Here is a 14,000-nt window from a genome sequence, read left to right as displayed (position 1 = left end):
CTGCGGCCGCCCGCCCGACCACGCTTACCATCCGCGGCGTCCGACGTCACCCACCGCACCGGCCGCGGCGGCGCGCCGTAGGCTGATCGGATGTCTCTGCTCAGCCTGCACGACCGCGCCGCCCTGTCCGAGCACTTCCGGCGCGACCCGGCGCTGCACCTGTTCGAACTCGGCGACCTCGACGACCTGCTCTGGCCGTACACCTCCTGGTACACGCTGGGCGACGGAGGTCCCGTCGCGCTGCTGTACACGGTCGGCGAGATCCCGACCCTGCTCGGCTTCGCGGACCCGGCCGGGCCGGCCGGCGCGGCCTCGCTGGAGTCGCTGGTACGGGCGATGCTCCCGGTCCTCCCGCGCCGGTTCTTCGCGCACCTGTCCGGCGCCGCGGACCGGTGCCTCGCACCGCACTACCGGCCGGAGCACCGGCAGACCCTGCTCCGGATGGTCCGCTCCGATCCCGCGCGCACCGAGCGGCACCCGGACGGCCCGTGGCGGCCCGAGCCGCTGGACCGCGGCGACCTGGCGGACCTGCTCGCGCTGTTCGAGGCGGGCTACCCGGGCAACTGGTTCGACGAGCGGATGCTGGACACCGGCCAGTACGTCGGTGCGCGCCTCGACGGCCGCCTGGTCGCCGTCGCCGGCGTGCACGTGTACGCGCCGGACCAAGGGGTGGCGGCGATCGGCAACGTCACCACGCATCCCTCCGTGCGCGGCCGGGGGGCGGCCGGCGCGTGCGTGGCCGCCCTGTGCCGGCGGCTGGCCCGGAGCGTCGACACCATCGGTCTGAACGTCCGGACGGACAACACCACCGCCGTCGAGCTGTACCGCCGCCTCGGCTTCACCGCCGTCACCGAGTTCACCGAGTCCGTCTTCAGCACGGCCGCCCCGGCCACCCCGGCACCCGACGCGCCCGCCCACTCCTCGGCACAGCGGTAGCGGGGGCCGCAGGCCGTCCTCGGCGCCGCGCGGCCGGCCCGGGATGCGGGCGGGCGGCGTACCCGGCAGGCCGTTGGCCCGCCCGGTACGCCGCCCGTTGTGCGGTGGTGCTGCTGTGGCCGTCAGGCGGCGAGGACGCCGGTGCCGAGCAGGCCGAAGAGCAGGACGCCGACGATGATCCGGTACACCACGAAGGCGTTGAAGGAGTGCTTGGCGACGTACTTCAGCAGCCAGGCGATCGAGGCGTAGGCCACCACGAAGGAGACGGCGGTGCCGACCAGCAGCGGCGCCGGGTCCACGCCGGCGCCGAGTGCGTCCTTGAGCTCGTAGATGCCGGCGCCGGTGAGGGCCGGGATGCCGAGGAAGAAGGACAGGCGGGTGGCCGCGACCCGGTCGAGGTCGAGGATCAGGCCGGCGGACATGGTGGCGCCGGAGCGGGAGAAGCCGGGGAAGAGCAGGGCGAGGATCTGGGCGGCGCCGACGATCATGGTGTCCTTGAGGCCCGTGTCGTCCTCGCCGCGCTTGTGCCGGCCCATCTGGTCGGCGGCCCACATCACGGCGCTGCCGACGATCAGCGAGCCCGCGACCACCCACAGCGACGCCAGCGGGCCCTCGATCAGCGGCTTCGCGGCCAGACCGACGACGACGATCGGGATCGTGGCGTAGATCACCCACCAGGCGAACTTGTAGTCGTGGTGGTAGCGCTCCTCCTTGTTCGCCAGACCGCGGCCCCAGGCCGAGACGATCCGGACGATGTCCTTGAAGAAGTAGAGCAGCACCGCGGCGATGGCCCCCACCTGGATCACCGCCGTGAACCCGACGACGGACTTGTCGTCGACCTGGATTCCCATCAGCCCTTCGGTGATCTTCAGATGGCCGGTGGAGGAGATCGGGAGGAACTCTGTCACTCCTTCCACGACTCCGAGGATGACGGCCTGCCCGATGCTGATGGCGCTCACGTGGACCTTCCCGGTTCTGCTCTGCGGACGGGCCCGCCCGCATACGACTACGCGAATGTAGGCGGCGGCGCATGGCGGAGTCCACTCGCCCCTTCCCCGGGCCCGTCCGGCCCGTCCCGCGGGCCCGTTGCAGGCTACTGCTCGCGCAGGCCCCAGGGGCTGCCGTACTCGGTGAGCAGGTCGAGGAAGGGCCGCGGCGGGAAGGCCTCGGGGCCCAGCACTCCGGCGCCGCTCCAGGCCCCGGTGGCGAGCAGCTCGAGGGCGACGACCGGGTTGATCGCGGTCTGCCAGACCACGGCCTGGGAACCGTACTCGCCCATCGACCACTGGTTGTCGACCACGTGGTACAGGTACACCTCGCGCGGCCGGCCGTCCTTGCTGCCCTTGACCCAGGTGCCGGCGCAGGTCTTGCCGGTCATCCGGTCGCCGAGCGTGGCCGGGTCCGGCAGGGCGGCCGCGACCACGTCGCGCGGGGACACCCGGGCGGGCCCGAGGTCGGTCGGGACGGTGAGCGGGGTGGTGCTGTCGAGGCCGAGCGCGTGCAGGGTCTTGAGCTTGCCGATGAAGTCGTCGCCGAGGCCGTACTTGAAGGTGACCCGTCGGGCGTCCACCCAGCGCGGCACCAGCAGCACCTCCTCGTGCTCCACGTTGACGCACTCGACCGGGCCGATGCCCTCGGGGAAGTCGAACACCTCGGGCTCGCTGAACGGCTCGGTGGTGTACCAGCCGCGGTCGGCCTGGTAGACCACGGGCGGGTTCAGGCACTCCTCGATGGTGGTCCAGATGTTGAAGGAGGGCGCGAAGTCGTAGCCCTCCACGGTCAGGTCCGCGCCGTCGCGGATGCCGATCTCCTCGATCTCGTCGAACAGCTCGTCCGCCGCGTACCGGGCGAAGACGTCCGAGAGGCCGGGCTCGACGCCCATCCCGACCAGCGCCAGCCGGCCCGCCTTCTCCCAGTCCGCGGCACGCTCGAACTGCGCGTCGCCCAGCTTGACGCCGCACAGCTCGTACGGGCGCTCGGGGTGCGGCAGGGACAGCGACATCGCCATGTCGAGGTAGTGCGTGCCGGCCGCCAGGGCGGCCTGGAACAGCGGCAGCACGAACCGCGGGTCGGTGGCGTTCAGCAGCACGTCGCAGCGCTGCTCGGCGAGCAGGGCGGCGACCGCCGCCTCGTCGGAGGCGTCGACCCGGTGGGCGCTGAACCTGGTCCCCGCCTCCCCCAGTGCGTCGACGGCGGCCTCGGCGCGGGCCAGGTCGTAGTCGGCCACCGCCAGGTGGTCGAAGAACGGGCGGCGGGCCGCGATCCGGGTGACGGCGGTACCGACACCGCCGGCGCCCACGAGCAGGATGCGCATGAGGGGACCTCTCTCTCGCAGGTTTCGGAGCGTCCAGGGCTCTGAGCTCCTGGGATGTGATGAAACTCCTGGCCCTCCGGTAGGGTCAATGGCGTTGGCATAAGGGCCGCCGGCGTCACCGCCGAGGGTCGCTGCGGCCGGAGCGGAGGAGCGGACGATGCCCAAGCAGGTGGTCCCGGAGTCCGCCCGACGGCGGCGGCGGCGGACCAAGCAGGGCGCGGTGCTGTCCGAGCAGGTGATCGTCGAGACGGCCCTGCGGATGCTGCGCGAGCACGGTGGCGAGGGGCTGACCGCACGGCGCCTCGGCCTGGCGCTGGGCGCCGACCCGAGCACGCTGTACCGGTACTTCCGGGGGATGGACGACCTCACCCTGGCCATCGGGGACGAACTGATCGGCCGTGCCCTGGACGGCTGGGCCCCGACCGGCGACTGGCGCGCCGACCTGCGCGGCCTGGGACTGCGGATCCACCGCGCCTACCTGGCCCACCCGCAGGCCGCCGTCCTCACCGCGAGCCGGGTCAGCGGCCGGGCCCGGGAGATCGTCGCCGACGAGGCGGTGCTCGGCATCCTGCGCACCGCGGGCTTCGCCGACCCGGCCGCCGTCCGGATCTACCACGCCTTCATCGACCAGAGCCTCGCCTTCGCCGCCCTGGACGCGGCGTCGCTCGCCCTGCCGGCCGCGGCCCGCAGCGCCGACGAGGAGATGTGGGCGTCCACCTACGCCCGGCTGCCCGCCCGGACGCACCCTCACATCGCCGCCACCGCGGACCTGTTGGCCGCCCGGATGAACGACAGCGCGTACCCGCTCGCGCTGGAGATGCTGCTCGACAGCGCGGCGCTGCAGCGGGCCCGCCAGGACGCCGGTCCGCCGTCCGCGCCGCCGGATCAGGCAGCGGGCGGGGCGCTGTAGTCGGCCGGGCGTACCTGGTGGGTGACGGTGAAGCCCGCGCGCCGGCAGTCCTCCAGCACGCCGGCGCCCTCACCGGTCCAGAAGTAGCTGGTGCCCGCCGCGACGGTCCGGATCCCGACGCCGCCGGTGCCGAACCGTCCCCGGCACGGGAAGACCTCCGCCACCTCGGCCGCGGACCAGTCGAGCGGCCCGGTGCCGAACCGGCGCCAGAGCGCGCCGACCAGCCGGATCCGCAGCCGCACCCGGCCCTCATCGACCGTCAGTTCGGCCAGCGGCCAGGTGGCGTTGAGCCTCGCCGCGCGCAGCCGTCCGATCGGCGCCGGAATGTTCGCCCCACCCGTCCATCGCATGGGTGAATCATGCACCCGGGCCCGCCGCCTGCCTCGGGCGGGTGGTCCGGTGCAGCGGCAGCGGGCGGGAGTGCCCTCGTCAGCCGACGATCCCGAGCGGGTCCGGGACCTCGTCCAGCAGGAGCGCCCCGTTCGAGCGCACGCTGTTGACGGCCGTCGACACGGCCTTGACCGTCACGTCGCCGTCGGCCGGGATGTGCAGCAGGTGCTGGAGTTCGGCGCGGTCGGAGACCTCCGGGTCGAGCCAGTGGCCGACGTCCTGCGGTGTGACGACGACCGGCATCCGGTCGTGCACCAGGCCGGCGCTGTCGGTGGCGTCGCGGGTGAGGATGCAGGCCGTGGTCAGCCAGGCCGCGGGGTCGTCGTCCGGCAGTGTCCGGTCCCGCCAGAACTCGTACAGGCCGGCCATCAGCATGGTCGTGCCGGTGGTGAGGTAGTACGGCTGCTTGAACGCCTTCCGGCCGTTCTCCGCCGGGACCTGGCGCCACTCGAAGTAGCCGTCCGCGGGGATCACGCACCGCCTCGACACGAACGCCTTCCGGAACGACGGCTTCTGGTCGGCCGTCTCCGACCTCGCGTTGATCAGCCGCGCGCCGCCGGACGCGTCCTTCGCCCAGGACGGGACCAGGCCCCAGCGCACCGGACGGAGCCGGCGGACCAGCTCGCCGGTGGCCTTGTCGAGGCGTTCCATGACCGCCGGGACCGGATCGGTCGGGGCCACGTTCCAGCTCGGCGCCAGGGTCTCGTCGGGGTCCCAGCGGATTTCGCCCAGGAGGTCGACGAGATCGACCGGGGCAACGGTGGAGACGAATCGGCCGCACATGCCTCCACCCTCCCACGCCGCCCCACCCTCCCGGGGCAGGCCGCCCAAGGCGGGTGGCGGTCGGCTCGGGGCGGGTCCCGGTCAGAGGTGGTCGGTGACCGCCTTCAGGTGAACCGTGGCGCTGGTGAAGTCCGCGTCCAGCTGCGCACGTGCGCCGGGATTGCCGGAGGTCACCGCATCACAGCTCTTCGAGATCCGCTGCAGATCGGCGAGCGCCTGCTCCCACTCCGCCGGCGCGCCCGCTTCCGGCTGCACTCCGCCGACGTGGGCAGCCATGGCCGTGCACGCCTTGCCGATGGCCTGGTCATCGCCGGGTGCCTTCATGATGGTCGAGGCCAGCGCGATGAAGGCACTGGTCACCACAGTGAACTGCGTGGAGTTGGTGGCCCAGACCCGCACCGCGCCGCCACCTGCCGTTGGGCTCGCGCCGGTGGTCCCGGTGGCCGCCCCCGTCGCGGGGACGGCCGTCGGTGTGGCCACCCGCGTCGCGGGGACGGCCGTCGGAGTGGCCGCCGCGCCGCTGGCCGCCGCCCCGGCGTCCCGGCTGCCGGTGCTCGTGCAGCCCGCGAGGGCAGCGGTGGTCACGAGCAGGCAGGTTGCGGTGATGATGCGACGCATCCGTTTCCTTCGAGCCGTCGGTGCAGAACCCGGCGACTGTATCCGCGGCCCGCATGTTGATCAACACGGTCGGACCCGTGACCGGCCGGAAGGCCGATGCCGCGGCCCGGGGCAGCCGTGGGCGACCGCCCGCAAGCCTCAGCGCGGCGCCGGGCCCCAGGTGTGGGCGACGTCGACGACGAGGCGGCCGTCGAGCTGGAAGACCCGGAACGGCAGGCGGGCGCGGACGCCGACACCGATCTGGGTCCGGCCCTCGAAGCTGGACGCGAAGCGGGTGTCGGTGAAGGTCCGGTAGCCGGCCAGGTCGACGCCGGGCAGGGGCTGTCCGGGGTGCGCCGGGTAGCTGGTGCGGCCGGTCGCGGGGTCGAAGGCGGGGGCCTCCACCACGATCTCCAGGATCGCCCCGCCGCGGACCGGGACCGGCTTGCCGGACGCGTCCTGGACCAGGGTGTCGACGTAGTGCACGTGGTAGCCGGCCGGCCGCGCGGCCGAGGTGCCGGGGACGTCGAGCACCAGCCGGTCGTAGCAGGGGTGGGCGCCGGTCCTGACGTTCACCAGCGGCCGGGTACCGGACGCCGTGGTGTCCTTGGGCAGGCTGCCCCAGCCGGTCGGGCACTGCGGTGTGCCGACCGCCGCCGGGGGCGGTGCGGCCGCAGCCGTGACGGGTGCGACCGTCGCACCGGCCCCGGCGAGAGCGAGCACCATCGGGATCACCGTCCAACGTCTCATGACCACCGTCTCCTCCGCATATGACCCCCATATACAGGGACGAAACCCTCCCATCGGTGGTTGCCTCGCAAGTCGCCGGATATCGGTGGAGCCCGGCGGGCCGCGAGGCCGTTCGACATGTCTTCGACAAGATGACAACTCGTCAGTAACATGGCGCCGACGGCAGGCCCGATGCGGAGTCCTGCCGCCTACTGATCTCGGGCGGTCGTGTCCTCGTCCGCCGCTCCGAAGGGGACTCTTTGAACAGCTCCACACGTACGTTCGGCCTGCCCGCGCTCGCCGCGGCGGTGCTGATCGGCGCCTGCTCCTGCGCGGCTCCGGCAACTCCGCCGTCCTCGCCGCAGGCACCCGGCGGCGACGCCGCCGCCCTCGCACCCCCCACCTCCGCCGCCCGCGCCGCGGCGGGATCCCTGGTGGTGACGGCGGCTCAGCCCGGCGCGCAGCAGGTGGCGATAGGCAAGCCGGGGGCGGGCGCACCCGAGGTGGCGCCCGTCGCGGCGGACCTCCGGCTCGCCTCCTACGACCCCGGCACCGGCCGGGCCGTGCTCAGCGGTACGGCCGCCGCACCCACCACTCCCGCCCCGGCCCCCACCGGCAGCCCCGCGCCGAAGAGCGCCCCGCCCGCAGCCCCGCCGGCCACACCGGCCGCACCGGCCACATCGCAGAGCGCCTCCCCGCAGGCCTCGCCGACGCCGTCGGCAGCGGCCTCGCTCGGCCAGGTCCAGGTGGGCCGGCTGATCGCCAGCCCGCCGACCCCGGCCGCGCCCAAGGGCGCGCTGCTCGCCGTCACCGAGGTCCACCCGAGCGCCACCCCGGGGACGGTCGAGGTCGCCACCCGTCCGGCGACCCTGCCCGAACTGCTCGGCGGCGCCGAGGCCGACGGCCAGGTCGCCGTGGACCCGCACGCGATCACCGTCACCCCGCTGGTCAAGGACTTCAAGCTGTCCTTCGGCCAGGACGGCAACGGTGCGAAGGCGGACGCCTCCGGCACCCTCGGGCTGGACCTGAACGCACCGCTGCCGCTGCCCGCCGGTGCGACCGCGGCCGCGTCGGCCTCGCTCCGGCTGCACCCGGCCGTGCACTTCGCGTACCACGGCGCCCGCGCCGGGGAGCCCAGGACCGCCTCGATCGGCTTCGACCTCGGCGCCCAGGGCCAGTGGAAGCTGAGCGGCGAGCTCGCCAAGGGGACCGGGACGCCCCTGCGGATCCCGGTCGCGGAGCTGCACGCCAACCCGGTGCTCACCGTCGCCGGGCTGCCGGTCGTGGTCAACCTCGGGCTGACCTGCTTCCTGGAGGTCGGCGCCGACGGCAAGGTGACCGTCGACGCCGAGCAGGAGTTCACCGGCGCCTGGAGCGTGCACGCCGACTACGCGGGCGGCAAGGGCTGGAAGCCGGTCACCGACGCGGCCGACACCAAGGTCTCCGCGGTACGGGCGCACTTCGCCGGCCAGGCCTCGGTCCGCGCCGGTCTCGGCGCCGACGTGTCCGTGGGCCTGTACGACGCGGTGGGCGTGGAGGCGACCGTGGAGCCGTACCTGCGCAGCGAGGTGAACGGCTCGGCCGTGCTGGAGACCGGGGGCGCCGCGCCGAAGGTGCAGGGCAACTGGGCGCTGTACGGCGGCGTCGACCTGACCGGTGCGCTGCTGGCCCACCTGAAGATCTTCGGCACCCCGGTGGCGGAGAAGCGGCTGCCGCTGCCGGTCTTCCACCGCGAGTGGCCGCTGGCGTCCGCCGGTACCTCCGCCGCGCCGACCGCGCCGGTGGTGCCCTCGGCACCCGCCGCCCGCTGACGCCGACGTGGCCCCTGCCCGCCGTCCCCCGGCGGGCAGGGGCCACGGGCCTGTGTGCGGCCCTTCGGGCCGTCAGGTCGGCCACGCCGGTGGCAAATGCGGACCCGGTGCGGGCGTCGACGTACGCTGGGCCCCGGCGGGCGGGCCGGCACCGGTGCCGACGGCCACCGACGACGCCGACCACGCTTGGAGGAGCCGTGGACACCACCGCACTCGAGACCACCCGCCGTTCGCTGCACGCCGTCGCCGAACTGCTGCTGGCCGGCCCGCAGTACCGGCAGAGCGGCACCATCCGGCTGCGGGTGCACGCGGACGGTTTCGCCACCCTCGCCGCGCCCGAACTCCTGGCCCAGGGCACCCATCTGGTCGCGGGCGGGCGGCGGCTGCCGCTGGACGGCACCACCTGTGCGGCGCTCGCCGCGGAGCTCGGCATCGAGGGCGGCGGGCCGGCCGGGCTGTACCAGGACGGGTCGGGGGTCGGGATGGACGAGGAACTGTCCGTCGACCCCACCGCGGCCGCGCGCCTGGTCGGTGCCTTCGCCTCGGGCGACGCGGCGCTGCGCCGCTTCGCCCCCGACCAGCAGCCGGTGCTGTGGCCGGAACACTTCGACCTCGGGATCTCGGTCGATTCCGTGAACTACGGGGTCTCCCCCGGGGACGGCTTCTCGCCCGAGCCCTACGCGTACGTCGGTCCGTGGACCCGGCGCGTCGGCGGGTTCTGGAACGCCTCGTTCGGCGCCACCCGTCCGATCCGCCGGCCGGACGACGCCGCGGAGGTCCTGGCCTTCTTCACCGAGGGCCGGGACCGCGCGGCCGCCGACCCGGTCTCGGCGGAGGACGAGGGCTGAGGCCCGCGCCGGGGCCGGCTACCCCGGCGGCCGGGCCCGTTTCAGCAGCTCGGTGAGCAGCGGGCGGACCTCCGGCGGGATGTGCGGTTCCGTCAGCTGGACCAGCTGGTCGCCGGCCGGCCAGTGGACGGTGAGGCGGTAGCCCGGGAGCGCGGTGCCGGGGCGGCCGGCCGCCGCCGGGGTGGTGGCGGCCAGGCGCTCGAGGGCGGTGAGCCCGTCCAGCGCCCCGGCCGCCTGCGCCGACGGCAGAGCGTCGGTATCGAGCGTGGCGGCCGACCGCAGGCCGGTGAAGCCGCCGCTGCGTTCCATCGACACCCGCACCACGTCGGGCCTCCCGTTCTCCCGGCCGACGGCCCCTGGGCCGGCGACGATCCGAGCCGTCCGATCGGTCACCAGAAGCCCTGCTGCCGGGCGGCGGCACGGACCACCTGGGCGGCCTCGGCGGGCACCTGCTTGCCCTCGGCCAGGATCCGCGCCTGTGCGGCGGCCACCACGGCGGCGTCGGTGAAGACGGCGGTCGGCCAGAGGTTCTGCAGGGTCTGGTACATGATCAGGGTGCCCGCCTCGATGCCGATCTCCTTGCAGATCAGGTAGAACCACCGGTTGGTGATCCCGGACATCAGGTGCGGGTCGGCGGGTTCGAAGTAGCCGCTCATGTCCCGGGGCTGCGGGTCGCGGCCCATGATCTGGTTGTCGAACGCCGAGCCGGGCTCGGACATCGAGCGCAGTGCCTCGCCGGCCAGGTCGTCGGCCATGATCTCGTCGCCGATCAGCCAGTTGTGGGTGTCGGCGTCGCGGTGGTGGACGAAGGCGTCGATGGCGGAGCCCAGCATGTCGCTGAAGGACTCGTTGAGCGCGCCGGTCTGGTCGTTGGTGTAGTTGAGGCCCGCGGTGTACTGGGTGACCCCGTGGGTCAGCTCGTGCGCGGCGACGTCGAGGTCGCCGGTCAGGTCCTTGAAGATCTGGTTGTCGCCGTTGCCGAACACCATGACCTGCGCGTCCGGGTCCCAGAAGGCGTTGTCGAAGTTCTCGCCGAAGTTGACGTTGGCGACCAGGTTGAGGCCGGCGTTGTCGATCGAGTTCCGGCCCAGCTGCTGCTTGTAGTACTCGCGGACCGCGCCCAGGCTGTCGTACGCCTGGTCGGCGTTCTGCCCGGCCACGGCGGGGTCGCCCTCGCCGCGGAGCAGCTTGATGTTGTAGCTGGACTGGGTCTCGTCGTCGTAGATCAGCCGGCCGGCGGTCGCGGTCGGCGGGACGGTGAGTCCCTTGAGGCCGACGGCCGCCTGCGCGGCCAGCAGCGGGGCGGTCCCCGGGACGTCGGGGGTCTGGTTGCGGCGGGCGCGGCGGAACTGTGCGGACAGGACCGTCGAGCGTTGGGCGGCGGACGGTTCCAGGCTCTCGCGGCCCTGGACCCGGGCGATGTGGTCTAGCACGTGCGGCGGCACGAACGAGTGGTAGCGGTGCGTCATGGCGGATTCCTCGGTCTGGCACTCACCGTGGTTCGGGCGCGGTCGTGCGCGTCACGCGCCCGGCCGCTCGTGGTTGAGTCCCCCGGCTCATTTCTCACCCCTCGCGCGGCACATTCTTCTCCTCGTCCCCCGGGCTTCCAAGGGGCAGAAGGACAGCGGCGGCGGGGTAGAACTGCCCCGGGTGCCCGCCGCCCGCCGGCTGTCGTCCGCCGTCCGCCCGTGACCTGGGCGCGTGTCGGCGGTTAACAGGGCGGCACGCCCCTGACGTACGGAGGCCCTGATGCGTACCGCCATCCGATTCGCCGCCACCGGCGCCCTGTTCGCCGTCCTCGCACTGGCCGCCGCGCCCGCGGCCCAGGCGCACGGCCCGGCACTGCGGGACCACCACGAGCCGATCCCGGTCGGTGCGATCACCGATCTCGGCGATCTGCTGATTGTGGGGAACCTCGGGTACGACTTCGCCCGTCTGCTCGGCAGCTGACGGCGCGTCGGCGGGGTCCCGACCCCGACCGCCCTGGCATGTCCGCGGCCGGAAACTCTGCTGGTCAGAGGGGTTCTGAGCGGCTCGCCACGGGTCTGGCATCCCTGGTCACGGCAGTCCCACCACCCCCCGAGAGACGGGCTGCCGCGCAGGTCGGCCGTGCGCGGCCGACGCCTCCCCAGGCCGGGGTCCCGTCCGCCCGGGACCCCGGCCCAGGGTGCGCCGCACCCCCGGGCACGGAGGTCAGACAGCGGGAGCGGCGGGTACGGCGGGTGCGCCGGATCCGGTGAGCTGCCAGCGGCGGTCCGCGGTGTCCCCGCACGGGACGAGGGCGATCCGGGCGCCGTCGCGGCCGGTGCGGGTGGTCTCGGTGCCCAGGCACAGGCCGGCGGCGTCGTTGACGATCCACAGGGTGCGGTCCGGGCGCGGGACCAGGCGGTAGAGCTGGTTGTCGGCGGCGATGTTGTCGCAGTAGGACTCGCCGACCCGGGTGCCGGCCTCGACCGCGGCGGTGCCCGGCGCGTCGAGGCAGAGGTTGTCCTTGGCGTTGCGGAGGGTGAAGAGCCCGTCGCCCTGGTGGTCCCACCAGTAGAGCTGGTTGTCGGCGGCGGTGCCGTCGCAGGTGAACAGGTTGACGATGCCGCCGGGCCGGCCGGCGCCCTGGCCGGGGAGGTTGACGCACCAGCCGGTGGCGGCGTTGCGGATCAGGAACGGGCCGTACGCGGTGACACCGGCCCGGACGGTGGACTCGATCCGTAGCGGTGCCCGGCCGCCGGGTCCGGGTGGCGCGCCCGGCGGGCCGGGGGCCGCGGCCTGCGCGGGGATGACGCCGAGGGCGCCGAGGGACAGGACGATCGCGGTGAGGACGGAGCCCAGGGCCCCGCTCCGGAACGACTTTGTCATGGACGCGACGATAGTCCGCTCCTGTGCGCCCGGCAGCCGAACGGGCCACTCCGCCCGCAAACCGCCCCCGCGCGCGGCCACCGACCGTGCACGCCCCACCACACCCGGCCACCCGGACCCCTCCGGCCCCACGGACCACAGGGCCTTACGGCTGAACACCGGCCGACCGAGGTCGTACACCGGCTCCGACTGGGTAGCCGTGACCCGGACGACCCTTCGGAGGCCCGAATGAGCAGTACGCCCGAGTCCACCCCCTTGCTGCGCGAACTCGTCCGGACCAAACCGGTCGAGCAGTCGATCGCCGACACCCAGGAGCCCGAGCACGCGCTGCGCCGTTCCCTCTCCGCGCTGGACCTCACGGTCTTCGGGGTCGGCGTGATCATCGGCACCGGCATCTTCGTCCTCACCGGCACCGCCGCCAAGAACCACGCCGGACCGGCGGTCGCCCTCTCGTTCGCCGCGGCCGGCATCGTCTGCGGGCTGGCGGCACTCTGCTACGCCGAACTCGCCTCCACCGTCCCGGTGGCCGGATCGGCGTACATCTTCGCGTACTCGACCATCGGCGAACTGCCGGCCTGGATCATCGGCTGGGACCTGATCCTGGAACTGGCGCTCGGCGCGGCGGTGGTCGCGGTCGGCTGGTCGGGCTACGTGCAGTCACTGCTGGAGAGCGGCGGGATCACCCTGCCGCACGCCATCTCCGGCTCCACCACCGGCGGCTGGAGCTTCAACCTGCTGGCCACCGCGCTGGTCCTGCTGCTCACCGGGGTGATCGTGCTCGGGATGAAGATCTCGGCCGAGGTGACCCGGGTGATCGTCGCGATCAAGGTGACCGTGGTGCTGGTGGTGATCGTGGCCGGCCTGTTCTTCATCAAGAGCGACAACTACTCGCCGTTCATCCCGCCCGCGCAGACCGTCGAGGGCAAGTCCGGCGGGCAGTCGCCGATGGTGCAGGCGCTGTTCGGCTACACGCCGACCGACTTCGGCGTGATGGGCATCTTCACCGCCGCCGCCGTGGTGTTCTTCGCCTTCATCGGCTTCGACGTGGTGGCGACCGCCGCCGAGGAGACCCGCAACCCGCAGCGCGACGTGCCCCGCGGCATCCTCGGTTCGCTGCTGATCTGCACCGTGCTGTACATGGCGGTGTCGCTGGTGGTGACCGGCATGCAGAAGTACACCGAGCTCTCCAGCGACGCGCCGCTGTCGGACGCGTTCAAGGCGGTCGGCCAGCACGTCTTCGCCGACATCATCAACGTCGGCGCGGTGGCCGGTCTCACCTCGGTGACGATGATCCTGCTGCTCGGGCAGAGCCGGGTGTTCTTCGCGATGAGCCGCGACGGCCTGCTGCCGCGCACCTTCTCCACCGTGCACCCGCGCTTCGGGACCCCGGCGAAGGCGGTCCTGATGCTCGGTCTGGTGGTCGCCGTACTGGCCGGTCTGATCCCGCTGGAGGAGCTCTCCGAGCTGGTCAACATCGGCACCCTGTTCGCCTTCATCGTGGTCTCGATCGGCGTGATCGTGCTCCGCCGCACCCGCCCCGACCTGCCCCGCTCCTTCCGCTGCCCGGGGGTGCCGGTGCTGCCGGTGCTCTCGGTGCTGGCCAGCCTGTGGCTGATGCTCAACCTGCCGGTCGACACCTGGCTGCGGTTCGTGATCTGGATGGTGATCGGCATGGTGGTGTTCTTCCTCTACGGGCGCGGCCACAGCCGGCTCGGCCTGGCGGCCCGCTCGCAGGCGCCGGCCGGGCCCGACGGCCCCCGGTAGTCCCGCCGACGGGCGGCGGAGCAGTTCCACCGACTCCTCGGGCGACAGCAGGTCCAGCACGATGC

At 73.5% G+C, this 14,000-nt stretch carries 15 protein-coding genes; 6 read left to right on the top strand and 9 right to left on the bottom strand.

The annotated features are described in order from the left end of the window. Positions 1 to 90 precede the first annotated feature (90 nt). The gene (locus tag AB0D08_RS01815) at positions 91 to 936 is read left to right on the top strand and encodes a GNAT family N-acetyltransferase (RefSeq protein WP_051813646.1); all 846 of its coding nucleotides are present in this window, start codon (positions 91 to 93) and stop codon (positions 934 to 936) included. A 122-nt stretch (positions 937 to 1,058) separates the two neighbouring features. Here the strand turns inward: AB0D08_RS01815 and AB0D08_RS01810 are convergent, their stop codons facing one another. Beyond that, positions 1,059 to 1,895: an undecaprenyl-diphosphate phosphatase gene (locus AB0D08_RS01810; RefSeq protein ID WP_033823252.1), complete on the bottom strand. Its 837-nt coding sequence runs from the start codon at positions 1,893 to 1,895 to the stop codon at positions 1,059 to 1,061. 134 nt (positions 1,896 to 2,029) lie between these two features. Further along, positions 2,030 to 3,250, bottom strand: a complete 1,221-nt coding sequence (locus tag AB0D08_RS01805; RefSeq protein WP_033823253.1) for a saccharopine dehydrogenase C-terminal domain-containing protein — start codon at positions 3,248 to 3,250, stop codon at positions 2,030 to 2,032. Between the two features lie 157 nt (positions 3,251 to 3,407). Here AB0D08_RS01805 and AB0D08_RS01800 point away from each other — a divergent pair, with 157 nt between their 5' ends. Next, positions 3,408 to 4,160, top strand: a complete 753-nt coding sequence (locus AB0D08_RS01800; RefSeq protein ID WP_359885934.1) for a TetR/AcrR family transcriptional regulator — start codon at positions 3,408 to 3,410, stop codon at positions 4,158 to 4,160. Here AB0D08_RS01800 and AB0D08_RS01795 read toward each other — a convergent pair. From AB0D08_RS01795 to AB0D08_RS01780, 4 genes are all read right to left on the bottom strand, one after another. Then, positions 4,136 to 4,510, bottom strand: coding sequence for a hypothetical protein (locus AB0D08_RS01795; protein ID WP_359885933.1), 375 nt, complete (start codon positions 4,508 to 4,510; stop codon positions 4,136 to 4,138). The two genes, AB0D08_RS01800 and AB0D08_RS01795, sit on opposite strands and share 25 nt — an antisense overlap. Positions 4,511 to 4,589: 79 nt before the next feature. Continuing rightward, positions 4,590 to 5,333, bottom strand: a complete 744-nt coding sequence (locus AB0D08_RS01790) for an SOS response-associated peptidase (protein WP_033823256.1) — start codon at positions 5,331 to 5,333, stop codon at positions 4,590 to 4,592. 81 nt (positions 5,334 to 5,414) lie between these two features. Then, complete coding sequence (locus tag AB0D08_RS01785; protein WP_359885932.1) at positions 5,415 to 5,951, bottom strand: hypothetical protein; 537 nt, start codon at positions 5,949 to 5,951, stop codon at positions 5,415 to 5,417. 138 nt (positions 5,952 to 6,089) lie between these two features. Further along, positions 6,090 to 6,680: a hypothetical protein gene (locus tag AB0D08_RS01780; RefSeq protein ID WP_233289239.1), complete on the bottom strand. Its 591-nt coding sequence runs from the start codon at positions 6,678 to 6,680 to the stop codon at positions 6,090 to 6,092. Between the two features lie 239 nt (positions 6,681 to 6,919). On the opposite strand from AB0D08_RS01780, the gene AB0D08_RS01775 reads away from it, so the two are divergent. Both AB0D08_RS01775 and AB0D08_RS01770 read left to right on the top strand, forming a co-directional pair. Continuing rightward, on the top strand, positions 6,920 to 8,470 hold the full coding sequence (locus AB0D08_RS01775) for a hypothetical protein (protein ID WP_359885931.1): 1,551 nt from the start codon (positions 6,920 to 6,922) through the stop codon (positions 8,468 to 8,470). Positions 8,471 to 8,667: 197 nt separating this feature from the next. Next, positions 8,668 to 9,318: a hypothetical protein gene (locus AB0D08_RS01770; RefSeq protein ID WP_359885930.1), complete on the top strand. Its 651-nt coding sequence runs from the start codon at positions 8,668 to 8,670 to the stop codon at positions 9,316 to 9,318. 18 nt (positions 9,319 to 9,336) lie between these two features. Here AB0D08_RS01770 and AB0D08_RS01765 read toward each other — a convergent pair whose 3' ends face one another. Both AB0D08_RS01765 and AB0D08_RS01760 read right to left on the bottom strand, forming a co-directional pair. Then, positions 9,337 to 9,711 carry a protealysin inhibitor emfourin gene (locus AB0D08_RS01765; protein WP_359885929.1) on the bottom strand — a complete coding sequence of 125 codons (375 nt, stop codon included), beginning with the start codon at positions 9,709 to 9,711 and terminating at the stop codon, positions 9,337 to 9,339. After that, the gene (locus AB0D08_RS01760; protein ID WP_033823260.1) at positions 9,708 to 10,787 is read right to left on the bottom strand and encodes a M4 family metallopeptidase; all 1,080 of its coding nucleotides are present in this window, start codon (positions 10,785 to 10,787) and stop codon (positions 9,708 to 9,710) included. Before AB0D08_RS01760 ends, AB0D08_RS01765 begins: the two co-directional genes overlap by 4 nt. 280 nt (positions 10,788 to 11,067) lie before the next feature. On the opposite strand from AB0D08_RS01760, the gene AB0D08_RS01755 reads away from it, so the two are divergent. Then, the gene (locus tag AB0D08_RS01755; RefSeq protein WP_033823261.1) at positions 11,068 to 11,268 is read left to right on the top strand and encodes a hypothetical protein; all 201 of its coding nucleotides are present in this window, start codon (positions 11,068 to 11,070) and stop codon (positions 11,266 to 11,268) included. A 243-nt stretch (positions 11,269 to 11,511) separates the two neighbouring features. Here AB0D08_RS01755 and AB0D08_RS01750 read toward each other — a convergent pair whose 3' ends face one another. Then, a complete protein-coding gene (locus AB0D08_RS01750; protein ID WP_051813649.1) occupies positions 11,512 to 12,171 on the bottom strand; it encodes an RICIN domain-containing protein in 660 nt (219 codons plus the stop codon). Positions 12,172 to 12,399: 228 nt separating this feature from the next. Between AB0D08_RS01750 and AB0D08_RS01745 the strand changes: the two genes are divergently transcribed. Then, complete coding sequence (locus AB0D08_RS01745) at positions 12,400 to 13,935, top strand: amino acid permease (RefSeq protein WP_033823262.1); 1,536 nt, start codon at positions 12,400 to 12,402, stop codon at positions 13,933 to 13,935. Positions 13,936 to 14,000 lie beyond the last annotated feature (65 nt).

The organism is Kitasatospora sp. NPDC048540, assembly GCF_040651175.1.
Classification (GTDB): domain Bacteria; phylum Actinomycetota; class Actinomycetes; order Streptomycetales; family Streptomycetaceae; genus Kitasatospora.
Note: the sequence above shows the minus strand (reverse complement) of the source record. Positions and strands in the feature narration are given on the sequence as shown.

What these genes read in the sequence shown, in the direction of transcription:
- AB0D08_RS01815 (WP_051813646.1), top strand. Translation starts at nt 91, where the DNA reads ATGTCTCTGCTCAGCCTGCACGACCGCGCCGCCCTGTCCGAGCACTTC.
- AB0D08_RS01805 (WP_033823253.1), bottom strand. Translation starts at nt 3,250, where the DNA reads ATGCGCATCCTGCTCGTGGGCGCCGGCGGTGTCGGTACCGCCGTCACC.
- AB0D08_RS01800 (WP_359885934.1), top strand. Translation starts at nt 3,408, where the DNA reads ATGCCCAAGCAGGTGGTCCCGGAGTCCGCCCGACGGCGGCGGCGGCGG.
- AB0D08_RS01795 (WP_359885933.1), bottom strand. Translation starts at nt 4,510, where the DNA reads ATGCGATGGACGGGTGGGGCGAACATTCCGGCGCCGATCGGACGGCTG.
- AB0D08_RS01790 (WP_033823256.1), bottom strand. Translation starts at nt 5,333, where the DNA reads ATGTGCGGCCGATTCGTCTCCACCGTTGCCCCGGTCGATCTCGTCGAC.
- AB0D08_RS01785 (WP_359885932.1), bottom strand. Translation starts at nt 5,951, where the DNA reads ATGCGTCGCATCATCACCGCAACCTGCCTGCTCGTGACCACCGCTGCC.
- AB0D08_RS01780 (WP_233289239.1), bottom strand. Translation starts at nt 6,680, where the DNA reads ATGAGACGTTGGACGGTGATCCCGATGGTGCTCGCTCTCGCCGGGGCC.
- AB0D08_RS01760 (WP_033823260.1), bottom strand. Translation starts at nt 10,787, where the DNA reads ATGACGCACCGCTACCACTCGTTCGTGCCGCCGCACGTGCTAGACCAC.
- AB0D08_RS01755 (WP_033823261.1), top strand. Translation starts at nt 11,068, where the DNA reads ATGCGTACCGCCATCCGATTCGCCGCCACCGGCGCCCTGTTCGCCGTC.
- AB0D08_RS01750 (WP_051813649.1), bottom strand. Translation starts at nt 12,171, where the DNA reads ATGACAAAGTCGTTCCGGAGCGGGGCCCTGGGCTCCGTCCTCACCGCG.
- AB0D08_RS01745 (WP_033823262.1), top strand. Translation starts at nt 12,400, where the DNA reads ATGAGCAGTACGCCCGAGTCCACCCCCTTGCTGCGCGAACTCGTCCGG.